General features: G+C 70.0%; 13 protein-coding genes. 12 read left to right on the top strand and 1 reads right to left on the bottom strand.

The features are described from left to right. Positions 1-46 precede the first annotated feature (46 nt). The 6 genes from AB0D59_RS43070 to AB0D59_RS43045 all read left to right on the top strand — a co-directional run bounded on the left by AB0D59_RS43070 (position 47) and on the right by AB0D59_RS43045 (position 7,477). Positions 47-679: a CGNR zinc finger domain-containing protein gene (locus tag AB0D59_RS43070; RefSeq protein ID WP_362576775.1), complete on the top strand. Its 633-nt coding sequence runs from the start codon at positions 47-49 to the stop codon at positions 677-679. A gap of 724 nt (positions 680-1,403) precedes the next feature. Further along, positions 1,404-1,925 (top strand): sigma-70 family RNA polymerase sigma factor, encoded by a 522-nt coding sequence (locus AB0D59_RS43065; protein WP_010039908.1) that lies wholly within the window; start codon positions 1,404-1,406, stop codon positions 1,923-1,925. A gap of 59 nt (positions 1,926-1,984) precedes the next feature. Continuing rightward, on the top strand, positions 1,985-2,749 hold the full coding sequence (locus AB0D59_RS43060; protein WP_362576774.1) for a zf-HC2 domain-containing protein: 765 nt from the start codon (positions 1,985-1,987) through the stop codon (positions 2,747-2,749). A gap of 60 nt (positions 2,750-2,809) precedes the next feature. Further along, entirely contained in the window at positions 2,810-5,125 is a 2,316-nt protein-coding gene (locus AB0D59_RS43055; RefSeq protein WP_362576772.1) for a UvrD-helicase domain-containing protein, read from the top strand. Positions 5,126-5,450: 325 nt separating this feature from the next. Beyond that, positions 5,451-6,854 (top strand): NAD-dependent malic enzyme, encoded by a 1,404-nt coding sequence (locus AB0D59_RS43050; protein WP_362576770.1) that lies wholly within the window; start codon positions 5,451-5,453, stop codon positions 6,852-6,854. Between the two features lie 341 nt (positions 6,855-7,195). Beyond that, positions 7,196-7,477 carry an HU family DNA-binding protein gene (locus AB0D59_RS43045; protein WP_189268239.1) on the top strand — a complete coding sequence of 94 codons (282 nt, stop codon included), beginning with the start codon at positions 7,196-7,198 and terminating at the stop codon, positions 7,475-7,477. Between the two features lie 182 nt (positions 7,478-7,659). Here AB0D59_RS43045 and murA read toward each other — a convergent pair whose 3' ends face one another. After that, the gene (gene murA, locus AB0D59_RS43040) at positions 7,660-9,000 is read right to left on the bottom strand and encodes a UDP-N-acetylglucosamine 1-carboxyvinyltransferase (protein WP_362576769.1); all 1,341 of its coding nucleotides are present in this window, start codon (positions 8,998-9,000) and stop codon (positions 7,660-7,662) included. 252 nt (positions 9,001-9,252) lie between these two features. Between murA and AB0D59_RS43035 the strand changes: the two genes are divergently transcribed. From AB0D59_RS43035 to AB0D59_RS43010, 6 genes are all read left to right on the top strand, one after another. Then, positions 9,253-9,825 carry a YqgE/AlgH family protein gene (locus tag AB0D59_RS43035; protein WP_351701322.1) on the top strand — a complete coding sequence of 191 codons (573 nt, stop codon included), beginning with the start codon at positions 9,253-9,255 and terminating at the stop codon, positions 9,823-9,825. Positions 9,826-9,877: 52 nt separating this feature from the next. After that, complete coding sequence (locus AB0D59_RS43030) at positions 9,878-10,159, top strand: DUF3039 domain-containing protein (RefSeq protein ID WP_351746829.1); 282 nt, start codon at positions 9,878-9,880, stop codon at positions 10,157-10,159. A 247-nt stretch (positions 10,160-10,406) separates the two neighbouring features. Continuing rightward, entirely contained in the window at positions 10,407-11,696 is a 1,290-nt protein-coding gene (locus tag AB0D59_RS43025; protein WP_362576767.1) for an extracellular solute-binding protein, read from the top strand. Positions 11,697-11,815: 119 nt separating this feature from the next. Beyond that, positions 11,816-12,676, top strand: coding sequence for a sugar ABC transporter permease (locus AB0D59_RS43020; protein WP_362576765.1), 861 nt, complete (start codon positions 11,816-11,818; stop codon positions 12,674-12,676). A 5-nt stretch (positions 12,677-12,681) separates the two neighbouring features. Next, the gene (locus AB0D59_RS43015; protein WP_362576763.1) at positions 12,682-13,527 is read left to right on the top strand and encodes a carbohydrate ABC transporter permease; all 846 of its coding nucleotides are present in this window, start codon (positions 12,682-12,684) and stop codon (positions 13,525-13,527) included. A gap of 4 nt (positions 13,528-13,531) precedes the next feature. After that, complete coding sequence (locus AB0D59_RS43010; protein WP_362576761.1) at positions 13,532-15,196, top strand: beta-N-acetylhexosaminidase; 1,665 nt, start codon at positions 13,532-13,534, stop codon at positions 15,194-15,196. Positions 15,197-15,314: the final 118 nt, after the last annotated feature.

The following is a 15,314-nucleotide window of genomic DNA, read 5'->3' as shown; positions in this document are numbered from 1 at the left end:
GCACTGTGAGGTGACACGGTTCCCTGTCCTAGGCGGTGGCGGGCACATGGCACTGGGTACGGCGACGGCCCCGTACGAGCTGCGCTTCGACGCGGGGCGGATCTGTCTGGATCTGCTGGCGACCACGCATCCCGGCGAACGGCTCGACGCGCTCGAACCGTTGCGGGCCTGGATCACCGGTTCCGGACTCGTCCCGCCGGGCACCCCGCTGACGCACGCCGACACGGGCTGGCTGGTCGCGTTCCGCGAACTAAGGGGACATGTAGGTCAATTGATAAGCGAATGTGGCAATAGCCGAAAAAGTGGCTATAACGGCGCCCGGAACACTCCCCGCCCCCGGTCGTACGACGTCGCGCTCGCCGGCGTCAACGACCTCGTGCGCGCCGCCGCACCCCCGGCCCCGTGTGCCGTACCCGGCGCGGACGGGTTCCTGGTCCGGGAGTTGGCCGGCCCGCCGGAGTGCGCCGCGCTGCTCGCGGCCGTCGCCCGGGACGCCGTGGAGCTGCTCACCGACCCCGTGGCGCGGGCGGCCGTCCGGGAGTGCGAGGGCGACAACTGCCCCATCGTCTACCTGGACACCTCCCGCGGGCGCAGACGCCGCTGGTGCTCCAGTGAGATCTGCGGCAACCGCGAACGAGTGGCCCGCCACCGCCGCCGCGCGGCCCTCACCCGAGCATGAACACCGGGCGGCCTGCTCCGGCGAGGTCCGCGGCGTTCGCGAGTCGGGTGGCCCGCTGTCGCGGCGGCGCGGCTCTTGCCCGAGCGTGAACACCGGGCGGCCTGCTCCGGCGAGGTCCGCGGCGTTCGCGAGCCGGGTGGCCCGCTGTCGCGGCGGCGCGGCTCTTGCCCGAGCATGAGCACCGAGCGGCCCTCGCCCACGTGAGTCCCGTCCGCCCGACTCGGCGAGCGGGCCCTGCCTGCCTGCCTGCGTGAGTGCGACGCCCGACCGGTCCCCGGCCGCACAGTTCCCGCCCGACGCGAAGCCCACCCCCCCGGCAGAGGTTCTCGCCCGAGCGAAGTGGCCCTCCGTGCCGCCCGGAAGGCCGCGCTCGCTCGACCCGCCCGCCCCAACCCCCGCCCCTTTTAGGGCATCTGTCAGATCTTCATCGAAGCTCCCCGGAAGTGATTTCGACAACATTCAGTTTGCCGGCGGCAACCCACGGGCACCGTTCGGGCGTTCGACGATGTGTCGGAAATGTAAAGATCACGCGGTGGGAATGTGCGGTCATGTCCCGCTCGTCATGGCACCTCGCAGAAAAATGTGAGGTCTTGTTGAACACACCGCGAGTCACTTCCGTACCGGTGGGGGAGCGACCGACTGGGGGAACCCCCGGACACCGGAGGTGGGCGTGCGCAAGGATGCGGCCGTGGCCAATGAACGTGGATCGAGGGCCCGACATCGCATGTCCCAGCCCTCGGAGCCCGATGAGGAGCTGATGCGTGCTCTGTATCGAGAGCACGCCGGACCTCTCCTTGCGTATGTCCTTCGGCTGGTCGCCGGTGATCGGCAACGCGCCGAGGACGTCGTGCAAGAGACACTCATCCGTGCCTGGAAGAACGCCGGCCAGCTCAATCGAGCGACCGGATCGGTACGCCCCTGGCTGGTGACGGTCGCTCGCCGCATCGTCATCGACGGTCACCGCAGCCGGCAGGCCCGGCCGCAGGAGGTCGATCCGTCGCCGCTGGAGGTCATCCCCGCGGAGGACGAGATCGACAAGGCGCTGTGGCTGATGACGCTGTCTGACGCGCTCGACGACCTGACCCCGGCCCACCGGGAGGTGCTCGTCGAGACGTACTTCAAGGGGCGTACCGTCAACGAGGCGGCCGAAACGCTGGGTATACCCAGCGGCACCGTGCGCTCACGGGTGTTCTACGCCCTGCGGTCGATGAAGCTGGCACTGGAGGAGCGGGGGGTGACGGCGTGATGAGTGTGCACGGGGGACACGGCGGATTCGGCACAGGTGGTTCGGGTATGTCTGGTGCTATGCAGGAATCTCCGGTTCCCAATGAGCACGAGACCGTGGGCGCGTACGCGCTCGGGATTCTCGACGACGCCGAGGCAACCGCTTTCGAGGCCCATCTGGCCGGGTGTGAATGGTGCGCCCAGCAGCTCGACGAGCTGGCCGGAATGGAGCCCATGCTAGCGGCCCTGGCCGATCTGCCGGGTTCCGGAAGCACGCCGTCCATCGGCGAGTCGCTGTCCGCCAAACCCAGCCCCCGAATGGTCGAGAAGCTGGTCGTGGAGGTCGCCGACAAGCGGAAGGTCCGCACCCGGCGCAGCCTGTTCGGTCTGGCGGCCTCGGTCGTGCTGATCGCCGGCGGCACGGCGGCCGGCGTGGCGCTGAGCGGCTCGAGCGGCGACAGCAGCGGCACGGACATGGCCATGGGGCCCGCCCAGGCTGCCTTCCAGACGATGTCCGACAAGAAGTCGGCCACGGACCCGACGACCCACGTCAGCGCGACCGTCGCCGTCGAGAAGAAGGACTGGGGCACCCACGCGGTCCTCCAGCTCAAGAACGTCGCCGGCCCGAAGAAGTGCTCGCTGATCGCCGTCGGCAAGAACGGCGAGCGCGAGACGGTGACCTCCTGGTCCGTCCCGACCTGGGGATACGGCATCACGGACGCCAAGTCGGAGAAGGCCAAGGAGCCCCTCTACGTGCACGGCGGCGCGGCCTTCACCCCCAACCAGATCGACCACTTCGAAGTCATGACGTTCGACGGAAAGAAGCTGGTCTCGGTCAGCGCGTAGCTTCAGCGGGCCCCCTTCGCGTACGGTTGACGGCTGCCCAGCACGTCAGAAGGGGGCCCGGTGGCCGCTCAGGCTCAACAATCCGCGGTCGGCCCTCACGGCTCGGAACAGGACTCCAGTCAGGACTCCGTTCGGGACCGTGAGATCAGCGTCGAACAGGAACACCTCGACCGGGTGTACCAGCGCCTCGAGGAGAAGATCCACGAGGCGGAATTCCTCGTGCACGACGCGGCCAAGCGCGGTCAGGTGGGCACACCCGGTGCCCTCGCCGAGCGGGACGCGCAGGTGTTCCGGGCGGGAATCCACCTCAACCGGCTCAACAACGAGTTCGAGGACTTCCTCTTCGGCCGCATCGACCTGCTCCTCGGCAAGGACGGCAAGAAGGGCCCGGACGGCGCCTACACCGCCGTGGAGCCCGCCGATGGCGCGGTCCGCGCGGACAACACCGCCGACATCGCCGAGACCCTGCACATCGGCCGGATCGGCGTCCTCGACGAGGACTACGCTCCGCTGGTCATCGACTGGCGGGCCCCGGCCGCCGCGCCGTTCTACAGGTCCACTCCGGTGGATCCCGGGCGTGTCGTACGACGCCGGGTGATCCGCTCCAAGGGCCGCCGGGTCCTCGGGGTCGAGGACGACCTGATGCGCCCGGAGCTGACCGCCTTCCTCGACGGCGGCACCCTGCCCGTCATCGGCGACGGCGCGCTGATGGCCGCCCTCGGCCAGGCCCGCACCCACACCATGCGGGACATCGTCGCCTCCATCCAGTCCGAGCAGGACCTGGTCATCCGCGCCCCCGCCGCCTCCGTCACCTACGTCGAGGGCGGCCCGGGGACGGGGAAGACGGCCGTGGCGCTGCACCGCGCCGCCTACCTGCTCTACCAGGACCGGCGCCGGTACGCGGGCGGCATCCTGATCGTCTCCCCGACCCCGCTGCTGGTCGCGTACACCGAAGGGGTCCTCCCGTCCCTCGGCGAGGAGGGCCAGGTCGCCATCCGCGCCATCGGCTCCCTCGTCGACGGCGCCGAGGCGACCCTGTACGACACGCCGGCCAACGCCCGCGCCAAGGGCTCCTCCCGGATGCTCCGGGTGCTGCGCAAGGCCGCCCGTGGAGCCCTGGAGGTGAACGGTTCACCGGCCCGGCTCAGAGTCGTCGCCTTCGGCCGCCGCCTGGAGCTGGAGGCCGAGGAACTCGACCGCATCAGACACAACGCGCTCGGCGGCACGGCCCCCGTCAACCTGCTGCGGCCCCGAGCCCGCAAGCTCCTCCTGGACGCCCTGTGGACCCGCTCCGGCGCGGCCGGCCGGCACAGCGACCCGGAGCTCGCCGCCGAACTGCGCTCCTCCTTCGACGAGGACATCCTCACGGAGGACTCCTTCATCGAGTTCCTCGACGCCTGGTGGCCCGAGCTGACCCCGCGGGCCGTCCTCACCGCGATGGCCGACGAGCGCCGCCTGGGCCGCTGGGCCCGCCGCATCCTCAACCCCGGCGAGATCCGCAGGGTCGCCCGCTCCCTGCGCCGGGGCGGCCACTCCGTGCACGACATCGCCATGCTCGACGAACTCCAGGCCATCCTCGGCGCCCCGGTCCGCCCCAGGAAGAAGCGCGAACTGGACCCGCTGGACCAGCTCACCGGCCTGGAGGAGCTGATGCCGACGCGCGAGGAGTCCCAGCGCGAGCGCGCCGAACGGCTCGCCCAGGAGCGCGTCGAGTACGCCCACGTCATCGTCGACGAGGCGCAGGACCTCACCCCCATGCAGTGGCGGATGGTCGGCCGCCGCGGCCGGCACGCCACCTGGACGGTGGTCGGCGACCCCGCCCAGTCCTCCTGGTCCGACCCGGACGAGGCGGCCGAGGCGCGGGACGAGGCCCTCGGCACCCGGCCGCGCCGCCGCTTCGAGCTCACCGTGAACTACCGCAACCCGGCGGAGATCGCCGAGCTGGCGGCGAGGGTGCTGGCCCTCGCCATGCCCGGCTCCAAGTCCCCCTCGGCGGTCCGCTCCACCGGGGTCGAGCCGCGTTTCGTGGTCGTCCGCGACTCGCTGGAGAAGACCGTGCGGGCGGCGGCCGAGCGGCTTCTCGACCTGGTCGACGGCACGGTCGGCGTGGTCGTCGCCATGGACCGGCGCGCGGAGGCCGCCCGCTGGCTCGCCGGGCTCGGCGACCGGGTGGTGGCCCTGGGCAGCCTGGAGGCCAAGGGCCTGGAGTACGACGCGACGGTCGTCGTGTCGCCCGCGGAGATCGCCGACGAGTCCCCGGCCGGGCTGCGGGTGCTGTACGTGGCCCTCACCCGGGCGACCCAGCAGCTGACGGTGGTCTCCGGGGAGCGGGACGAGCCGGACGCGGCCGGGGTGCCGGACCTCCTCAGGGAGTGAGCGCGGGGCCGTTCGGCTGGAGGTTTCCTGTGAAGTCCCCGGACGGGAATGGCTCTACGGGATCCGTTTGTTAGCCTTGTCGTGACACCGGCTCGATCCAAGCCCCCGGGCCCAACCTTCGTCGCTACGAGCGACCACTTGCCGCGAGGCGAGCATGGCGGGTCGGTGTCATGAACGTCGAAGAGGCCCACATCACGGTGTGATGTGGGCCTCTTCTTCGCGCGAACAATAGGCACGAAACCCGCCCCCGCTAACGCCTACCCGGCGGTAGGTGCGACGATCGGACGGCACAACTCGTTACACGGTGAAACGAAGGAAGTCGGCCATGGCAACGGCGCCCAGCGTCTCCTACTCGATGACCATCCGGCTGGAGGTGCCCGCGAGCGGAACCGCCGTCTCGCAGCTCACCACCGCCGTGGAGTCCTCCGGAGGCTCGGTGACCGGCCTCGACGTCACCGCGTCCGGCCACGAGAAGCTCCGCATCGACGTCACCATCGCGGCCACCTCGACCGCCCACGCCGACCAGATCGTCGGGCAGCTCCGTGAGATCGAGGGCGTCACCCTCGGCAAGGTCTCGGACCGTACGTTCCTCATGCACCTCGGCGGCAAGATCGAGATGCAGTCCAAGCACCCCATCCGCAACCGTGACGACCTCTCCATGATCTACACCCCGGGCGTGGCCCGCGTGTGCATGGCGATCGCGGAGAACCCCGAGGACGCGCGCCGCCTCACCATCAAGCGCAACTCCGTTGCGGTCGTGACGGACGGCTCCGCGGTCCTGGGCCTCGGCAACATCGGCCCGAAGGCCGCGCTGCCCGTCATGGAGGGCAAGGCGGCCCTCTTCAAGCGGTTCGCCGGCATCGACGCCTGGCCGCTGTGCCTGGACACCCAGGACACCGACGCGATCGTCGAGATCGTCAAGGCGATCGCCCCCGGCTTCGCCGGCATCAACCTGGAAGACATCTCGGCCCCCCGCTGCTTCGAGATCGAGGCGCGCCTGCGTGAGGCCCTCGACATCCCCGTCTTCCACGACGACCAGCACGGCACCGCGATCGTCGTCCTCGCCGCCCTGACCAACGCACTTCGCTGCACCGGCAAGGCGATCGAGAACATCCGGGTCGTCATGTCCGGCGCCGGCGCGGCCGGTACGGCCATCCTCAAGCTGCTGCTCGCGGCCGGCCTGAAGAACGCCGTCGTCGCCGACATCCGCGGTGTCGTGCACTCCGCCCGCGAGGACCTGGTCGAGGCCCCGGCCGATTCGCCGCTGCGCTGGATCGCCGACAACACCAACCCCGAGAGCCTCCGCGGCACGCTGAAGGAGGCCGTGCGGGGCGCGGACGTCTTCATCGGCGTCTCGGCCCCGAACGTCCTCGACGGCGACGACGTGGCCGCCATGGCCGACGATGCGATCGTGTTCGCACTCGCGAACCCGGACCCCGAGGTTGACCCGGCGATCGCCCGCCAGACGGCCGCCGTGGTGGCCACCGGCCGCTCCGACTTCCCCAACCAGATCAACAACGTGCTGGTCTTCCCGGGTGTCTTCCGCGGCCTCCTGGACGCCCAGTCCCGTACGGTGAACACGGACATGATGCTCGCGGCCGCGAAGGCCCTCGCGGACGTGGTCACCCAGGACGAGCTGAACCCGAACTACATCATTCCGAGCGTCTTCAACGAGAAGGTCGCGGGAGCGGTGGCGGGCGCGGTGAGGGAGGCGGCGAAGGGCGCCTGAAAGCGTCCTCGCCAGGAGCGCCCCGACAGGGGCGCGGGGCTGTGTCGATGTGCGGCTACCGCCGCGTGGCCGCGACCAGCCCCCATCGGCCGGCAGCCAGAACGCGACGCGCCCGCATGATGCGGGGGTCTGGGGGCAGCAGCCCCCAGTAAACGTCTGTGAAACTTGCCACGCCATCCAATCGGCGCGTCGTGAAACCCCCCCTTCGGCCCCCCCCGTAGGGTATGGGCGGCAACGGATTGGCGTTCCCGCCGCAGGTGGGGGCAGGATGCGTCCCGGCCCAACATGCGGCTCCGCCGCGTGGCACGCCTCAATGGCAAGAAGAACACGGGAGTAACAACATGAACCGCAGTGAGCTGGTGGCCGCGCTGGCCGACCGTGCCGAGGTGACTCGCAAGGACGCCGACGCCGTGCTGGCCGCGTTCGCCGACGTCGTCGGTGACATCGTCTCCAAGGGCGACGAGAAGGTCACCATCCCCGGCTTCCTGACCTTCGAGCGGACCCACCGTGCCGCTCGTACCGCGCGCAACCCGCAGACCGGCGAGCCGATCAACATCCCCGCCGGCTTCAGCGTGAAGGTCTCCGCGGGTTCGAAGCTGAAGGAATCCGCGAAGGGCAAGTGACCTTGCCTTCCGTAGGCCACGGGACGGCGTACGGCGTGTAACACGACGATGGGGCGGCCCCTCCACCAGGGGCCGCCCCATCGTCGTACCGCAAGCCTCTCCCCACGCTGTGTCCGCCCGGGGGCGACCCCCGGACCCCCGGCCGGAGGGCGCTGGTCGGGGCCGGGGTCAGGAGGTGGCGGTCAGCCGAGTGCCTTGCCGGGCAGCTCCACCTTCGCGCCGAGTTCCACGAGCTTCTCCATGAAGTTCTCGTAGCCGCGGTTGATGAGGTCGATGCCGTGGACCCGGGACGTGCCCTGGGCCGCCAGGGCCGCGATCAGGTACGAGAAGCCGCCGCGCAGGTCGGGGATGACCAGGTCGGCGCCCTGGAGCTTGGTCGGGCCGGAGACGACCGCGGAGTGCAGGAAGTTGCGCTGTCCGAAGCGGCAGGCCGAGCCGCCCAGGCACTCGCGGTAGAGCTGGATGTGCGCACCCATCTGGTTCAGCGCGGAGGTGAAGCCGAGGCGCGACTCGTACACCGTCTCGTGGACGATGGAGAGACCCGTGGCCTGGGTCAGGGCGACCACCAGCGGCTGCTGCCAGTCGGTCTGGAAGCCGGGGTGCACGTCCGTCTCCAGGGCGATCGACTTCAGCTGGCCGCCCGGGTGCCAGAAGCGGATGCCCTCGTCGTCGATCTCGAAGGCACCGCCCACCTTGCGGTAGGTGTTCAGGAACGTCATCATCGAGCGCTGCTGGGCGCCCCGGACGTAGATGTTGCCCTCGGTCGCCAGCGCCGCCGACGCCCAGGAGGCGGCCTCCAGACGGTCCGACAGGGCGCGGTGGTTGTAGCCGCCGAGTTCGTCCACGCCGGTGATGCGGATGGTCCGGTCGGTGTCCATCGCGATGATCGCGCCCATCTTCTGCAGCACGCAGATGAGGTCCTCGATCTCCGGCTCGACGGCCGCGTTGGACAACTCCGTGACGCCCTCGGCGAGTACGGCCGTCAGCAGCACCTGCTCGGTCGCGCCGACGGACGGGTACGGCAGCCGGATCTTCGTACCGCGCAGGCGGGTCGGCGCCTCCAGGTACTGCCCGTCGGCCCGCTTCTCGATGGTCGCGCCGAACTGCCGCAGCACGTCGAAGTGGAAGTCGATGGGGCGACCGCCGATGTCACAGCCGCCCAGGCCCGGGATGAACGCGTGCCCGAGGCGGTGCAGCAGCGGGCCGCAGAACAGGATCGGGATCCTGCTGGAACCCGCGTGGGCATCGATGTCAGCGACGTTCGCGCTCTCCACGTACGTCGGATCCAGCACCAGCTCGCCGGGCTCCTCACCCGGACGGACCGTCACCCCGTGCAGTTGGAGCAGGCCGCGTACGACACGCACGTCACGGATGTCCGGAACGTTGCGCAGCCGACTCGGCGCACTGCCCAGCAGGGCGGCGACCATGGCCTTCGGTACGAGGTTCTTCGCACCGCGGACCCGGATCTCGCCCTCCAGCGGGGTGCCGCCGTGGACAAGCAGGACATCGTCGTTGACGGTCATGAATCTCGCGTTCCGTGGAGGTGGGGCAGGGCCGGAAAGACAGAGTAATCGCCCATCGGCCCCCCGCCGTAAGCCCAAGGACCGCCCAGCTACGTCATAGCTGTGTCACAACACGAACGGTTCCACATCGGGCACATGGGGTCACCGCCCGTCACCGTGCGCCGGGAGTGCTTCCTTCCTCCCTGAGCTGCATTCACTCCCACACCCCAGTTGGCTCCCCATGCGAGGGGAAGATGCGGGATCATGTCAGGCATGACCGAGGTGTCCTCGCTCACAGGGCGGCTGCTCGTGGCCACGCCCGCCCTGGCGGACCCGAACTTCGACCGTGCGGTGGTGCTCCTTCTCGACCACGACGAGGAGGGCTCCCTCGGTGTCGTCCTCAACCGGCCCACCCCGGTGGACGTCCGGGACATCCTGGAGGGCTGGGCCGCTCTCGCCGGCGAGCCCGGGGTCGTCTTCCAGGGCGGCCCGGTGTCGTTGGACTCCGCGCTCGGCGTCGCGGTCATCCCGGGCGGCGGCAACGGCGACCGGGCCCCGCTCGGCTGGCGCCGGGTGCACGGCGCGATCGGCCTGGTCGACCTGGAGGCCCCACCGGAGCTGCTCGCCTCGGCCCTCGGCTCGCTGCGGATCTTCGCCGGTTACGCCGGTTGGGGCCCCGGCCAGCTGGAGGACGAACTGGTCGAGGGTGCCTGGTACGTCGTCGAGTCGGAGCCCGGCGACGTCTCCTCGCCGTCCCCCGAGAGACTCTGGCGCGAGGTGCTCCGCCGCCAGCGCAACGAGCTGGCGATGGTGGCCACCTACCCGGACGACGCCTCGCTCAACTGACGGTGGGCCTTCTCTCAACCGTTGCCCGGGCGCTTCAGTACCCTTGAGCCTTATGAGCACTCTTGAGCCCGAGCGCGGGACTGGTACGGGGACCCTCGTAGAGCCGACGCCACAGGTGTCCCACGGCGACGGCGACCACGAGCGCTTCGCCCACTACGTCCAGAAGGACAAGATCATGGCGAGCGCCCTCGACGGCACCCCCGTCGTGGCGCTGTGCGGCAAGGTGTGGGTGCCGGGCCGCGACCCGAAGAAGTACCCCGTGTGCCCCATGTGCAAGGAGATCTACGAATCCATGGGCAGCGGCGGCGACGGCGAGGGCGGCAAGGACAAGTAACACCCCCGGATCTTCCGAGGCCCCGGGCGCGCTTTGGCGTGCTCCGGGGCCTTTGTCGTACCCGTGCGTTGCGCAGGGTGCGTCCGCCGGTCACAGAGTGGTCGAGACCTCTTGTCGGCATGTTCATGTTGTCCCTACCCTCCGTGGTGTTGTGCAGAGCGAAACCGCCGTTGCATATGTTGCAACGGATGCAGTGTGTGCAGTGCCTTGAACGCTTACGCTTCAGCGCGCCCCGGAGGGTCACTCCATGAAGCTCCACGTCCCCGCATTCCTCGTCGCCGCCCTGTTCCTGGCGGCCTGCGCCCCGCAGACCTCCTCCAACTCCGCCTCCGACAAGGACGACAAGAGCGGCACCCTGCGGGTGTGGCTCTTCCAGGAGGTCGGCAACGACCCCAAGCAGAAGGTCGTCGACTCGGTCGTCGCCGACTTCGAGAAGGCGCACTCCGGCACGAAGGTCGACGTGGAGTACATCCCGGTCGACACGCGCGCGCAGCGGGTCAAGGCCGCGTTCAACGACCCGGAGTCGGCTCCGGACGTGATGGAGTACGGCAACACCGACACCGCCGGTTACGTAGGGGACGGCGGACTGCTCGACGTCACCAAGGACTTCGGCGCGTGGCCGGAGGCCAAGGACGCCGACCCGACCGCCCGCCAGTCGGTCACCGTCGCCGGCAAGGTCTACGGCGCCCCCTTCTACGTCGGCGTCCGCGCCCTCTACTACCGCACGGACGTCTTCAGGGAACTCGACCTGAAGCCGCCGGCGACCCTGGCCGAGCTGGCGTCCACGGCCCGTGCCGTCCGCAAGGCGAAACCCGACCTGTACGGCCTGGTCGTCGGCGGCGCCTACACCTACGGCGCGATGCCCTTCATCTGGGCCGCCGGCGGCGAACTCGCCACGGCCAAGGGCACTTCGTACACCTCGGTGATCGACAGCGCGGCCGCCCAGAAGGGCATCAAGGAGTACACGTCACTCTTCGGCGACGACAACTGCCCGGCGGCCAAGTGCGCGGGCTTCGGCGGCAACGACACGGTCACCGCGTTCGCGGCCGGCAAGGCGGCCATGGCGATCGGCGGCGACTTCAGCCATGCCGCCGTGGAGGCGGGGACCGTCAAGGGCAAGTACGCGGTGGTGCCGCTGCCGGGGGCCACGGCCGGGTCCGTCGCGCCGGCCTTCGCGGGCGGCAACAACATCGGGGTGCTGAAGAGCACGACGCACCGCACGCTGGCCGTCGAGCTGATGGAGGCGTTGGCCTCGAAGAAGACGCAGGCCGCGCTCTTCGACGCGATGGGGTTCCTGCCGACGTTCAAGGACGTGCGGGACCAGGCGGCGGCCAAGGAGCCGTTCGTGAAGCCGTTCGTACAGACGCTGGCCGCGGGGACGAAGTTCGTGCCGGCCTCCGCCGGATGGTCGGGGATCGACTCGTCGCTGGTGCTGCCGACGATGTTCCAGGAGGTCATCAGCGGCAAGAAGAGCGTGGCGGCGGCTTCGGGGGAGGCGGCGAAGAAGATGGACTCGGCGTTCGGGGCGGCCGGGTGACGCCCACGGGGGCGGGGGCTGCGGCGCGTGGGCGGGTGCGGGACCGTCGTGGCTTGTTGCGCCCCCGCGGCGGCAGCCGCGCATTCAGCGCGGCCCCGCGCCCCCTGGCAAGTCGGGGCGTGCCCTGGCTTTATCTCGCGCCCGCTCTCGTGGTCCTCGGGGGGTTGCTGCTCTACCCCGTCTACCAGCTCGGCCTGATCTCCGTCTTCCGGTACACCCAGGCCCAGGTCAGTGGTGGTGAGCCGACCGCCTTCGTGGGGCTCGACAACTACTCGGAGGTCTTCGGGGACGATCAGTTCTGGTCGGTAGTGCTGGCCACGGTTGTCTTCGCCGCCGCGTGCGTCGTGTCGACACTCGCCGTCGGGTGTGCGCTCGCCGTGTTGCTCACGCGGGTGCGGGCGGTGCCCCGGCTGGCGTTGATGCTGGCCGCGCTCGGGGCCTGGGCGACCCCGGCGGTCACCGGGTCGACCGTCTGGCTGTTCCTCTTCGACCCGGACTTCGGGCCCGTCAACCGTGTCCTCGGGCTCGGCGACCACTCCTGGACGTACGGGCGGTACAGCGCCTTCCTCCTCGTCCTGCTCGAAGTGGTCTGGTGCTCCTTCCCGTTCGTGATGGTCACCGTGTACGCCGGGATCCGTGCCGTGCCGTCCGAGGTGCTGGAGGCCGCCGCGCTGGACGGTGCCTCGCAGTGGCGGATCTGGCGGTCGGTGCTGGCGCCGATGCTCCGCCCGATCCTCCTGGTCGTCACCATCCAGTCGGTGATCTGGGACTTCAAGATCTTCACGCAGATCTATGTGATGACCGGCGGGGGCGGGATCGCCGGGCAGAACCTGGTGCTCAACGTGTATGCCTATCAGCAGGCCTTCGCGTCCTCGCAGTACGGGCTGGGCGCCGCCATCGGTGTCGTCACGCTGCTGATCCTGCTCGCCGTGACCCTCGGCTACCTGCGGCTGTTGCGCCGGCAGGGGGAGGAGCTGTGACCGTCGTGAATCTTGTGCGCGGGCTGGTCCGCCGGCCGGGGCGGCTGGCCGCCGAGGCGGCGGCGCTGGCGATCGCCGCCGTGGTCGCCTTTCCGCTGTACTGGATGGTGCTGGGCGCCTTCGAACCGGCCGGTGAGATCGAGTCCGACCGGCCCCGGCCATGGACTCTCGCGCCCTCTCTGGACTCCTTCCGGCGGGTCTTCGGGCAGCAGGAATTCGGCCGCTACTTCGTCAACAGCCTCGTCGTCGCGGGCAGTGTGGTCATCGTCTCGGCGCTGATCGCCTTTCTCGCCGCGACCGCCGTGACACGATTCCGGTTCCGCTTCCGGACCACCCTGCTGATCATGTTTCTGGTGGCCCAGATGGTGCCCGTGGAGGCCCTCACCATCCCCTTGTTCTTCCAGATGCGGGACTTCGGTCTGCTGAACACGCTGGGCTCGCTGATCCTGCCCCACATCGCCTTCTCGCTGCCCTTCGCGATCTGGATGCTGCGGGGGTTCGTGAAAGGGGTGCCTCAGGCGCTGGAGGAGGCCGCGTACATCGACGGGGCGAGCCGGTCGCGCTTTCTCTGGCAGATCCTTTTCCCGCTCGTGCTGCCGGGTCTGGTGGCCACGAGCGTGTTTTCCTTCATCTCCGCCTGGAACGACTTCCTCTTCGCCAAGTCCTTCATCATCAGCGACACTTCGCAGTCCACGCTGCCGATGGCGCTGCTGGTGTTCTTCAAGCCGGACGACCCGGACTGGGGCGGGGTCATGGCGGCCTCCACGGTGATGACGATTCCGGTGCTGGTGTTCTTCGTACTCGTACAGCGACGGCTGGTCTCCGGACTGGGCGGAGCGGTTAAGGACTGAGGTCATGGAACTGATTCCGGCGCCGTCGAGCGTCGACACCCCGGGTGGGCAGGCGTTCGTCCTCGACGAGGGCACGAAGATCACGGGCGGCCGGGGCACCTGGCGTGTCGTGGACTGGCTGCGCACGACAGTCGGCACGGCGACCGGCTTGCCGCTGTGGCCGTCCGAGGACGGCGAGGGCCTCCGTATCCGCCTGTGGATCGCGCCGCCGCTCGCCGACGAACTCGGCAGCCGCGAGGCGTACCGCCTCACCGTGGACGGTCAGGGCGTCGCCATCGTCGGGGCGAGCGAGGCCGGCGTGTTCCACGGCGCTCAGACCTTCCGTCAGCTCCTCGGGCCGGATGCCTTCCGCCGTGCCCCGGTCAGCTCGCGGCGCTCCTGGGAAGTGCCCGCCGTCGTCATCCACGACGCCCCCCGATTCCGCTGGCGCGGCCTCATGCTCGACGTCGCCCGGCACTTCATGCCCAAGGAAGGCGTCCTGCGCTACCTGGATCTCATGGCGGCGCACAAACTCAACGTCTTCCACTTGCATCTGACGGACGACCAGGGCTGGCGCATCCGGATCGAGCGCCACCCCCGGCTCACCGAGGTCGGCTCCTGGCGGGCCCGCACGAAATTCGGCCACCGGGCCTCACCGCTGTGGGAGGAGAAGCCGCACGGCGGCTACTACACCCAGGACGACATCCGGGAGATCGTCGCCTACGCGGCCGCGCGGCATATCACGGTCGTCCCCGAAATCGACGTGCCCGGCCACTCGCAGGCCGCCATCGCCGCGTATCCGGAACTCGGCAACACCGACGTCCTCACTGCATCCATCGCAGGGGGCACCGCCCTCTCGGTCTGGGACTCCTGGGGGATCTCTCCGAACGTACTCGCCCCCACTGACAACACCCTGCGCTTCTACGAGGGGGTGTTCGAGGAAGTGCTGGAGCTGTTCCCGGCGGACGCCGCCGAGTTCTCGGCGTTCATTCACGTCGGGGGCGACGAATGCCCCAAGGACCAGTGGCGGGCCTCACCGGCCGCGCAGGCGCGGATGAAGGAACTCGGGCTCGCCGACGAGGACGAGTTGCAGTCGTGGTTCATCCGTCACTTCGCCAAGTGGCTTTCCGCGCGCGGGCGCAGACTGATCGGCTGGGACGAGATCCTGGAGGGCGGGCTCGCCGAGGGCGCCGCCGTGTCGTCGTGGCGCGGCTACGGCGGCGGGATCGCGGCCGCGCGGGCCGGGCACGAGGTCGTCATGTGCCCCGAGCAGCATGTGTACCTGGACCACCGGCAGGCCGACGGCGCCGACGAGCCCGTGCCGATCGGATTCGTCCGCACCCTGGAGGACGTGTACCGGTTCGAGCCCGTTCCGCCGGGCCTCGACGCGTCCGAGGCGGGTCGGGTGCTGGGCACCCAGGCCAACGTCTGGACCGAGGTGATGGAGAACCACGCGCGCGTGGACTACCAGGCCTTCCCCCGGCTCGCCGCCTTCGCCGAGGTCGCCTGGAGCGCTCTCCCGGCCCCCGAGCAACGGGACTTCGCCGCCTTCGAGCACCGTATGGCCGCCCATTACCGGCGACTGGACGCCCTGGGGGTCGCCTACCGCCCGCCGACCGGACCGCTGCCGTGGCAGCGGCGCCCCGGGGTGCCGGGCCGCCCGATCGACGGCCCGCCCCCGAACCGCTAGTGCCGTGGCAGGCAACGTTTGCCCGTGAAGGAGCGGCGCCCGGCACGCACTCTCGGCGTGCCGGACGGAGGCCCTCGTACTGGACGTACTTGGGTCTTCGGCTGGTGCGGCGAGAGTG

It is taken from the genome of Streptomyces sp. NPDC048417 (assembly GCF_040651615.1).
Taxonomy (GTDB): Bacteria; Actinomycetota; Actinomycetes; order Streptomycetales; family Streptomycetaceae; genus Streptomyces.
This window is presented reverse-complemented; position numbering and strand designations above follow the sequence as displayed.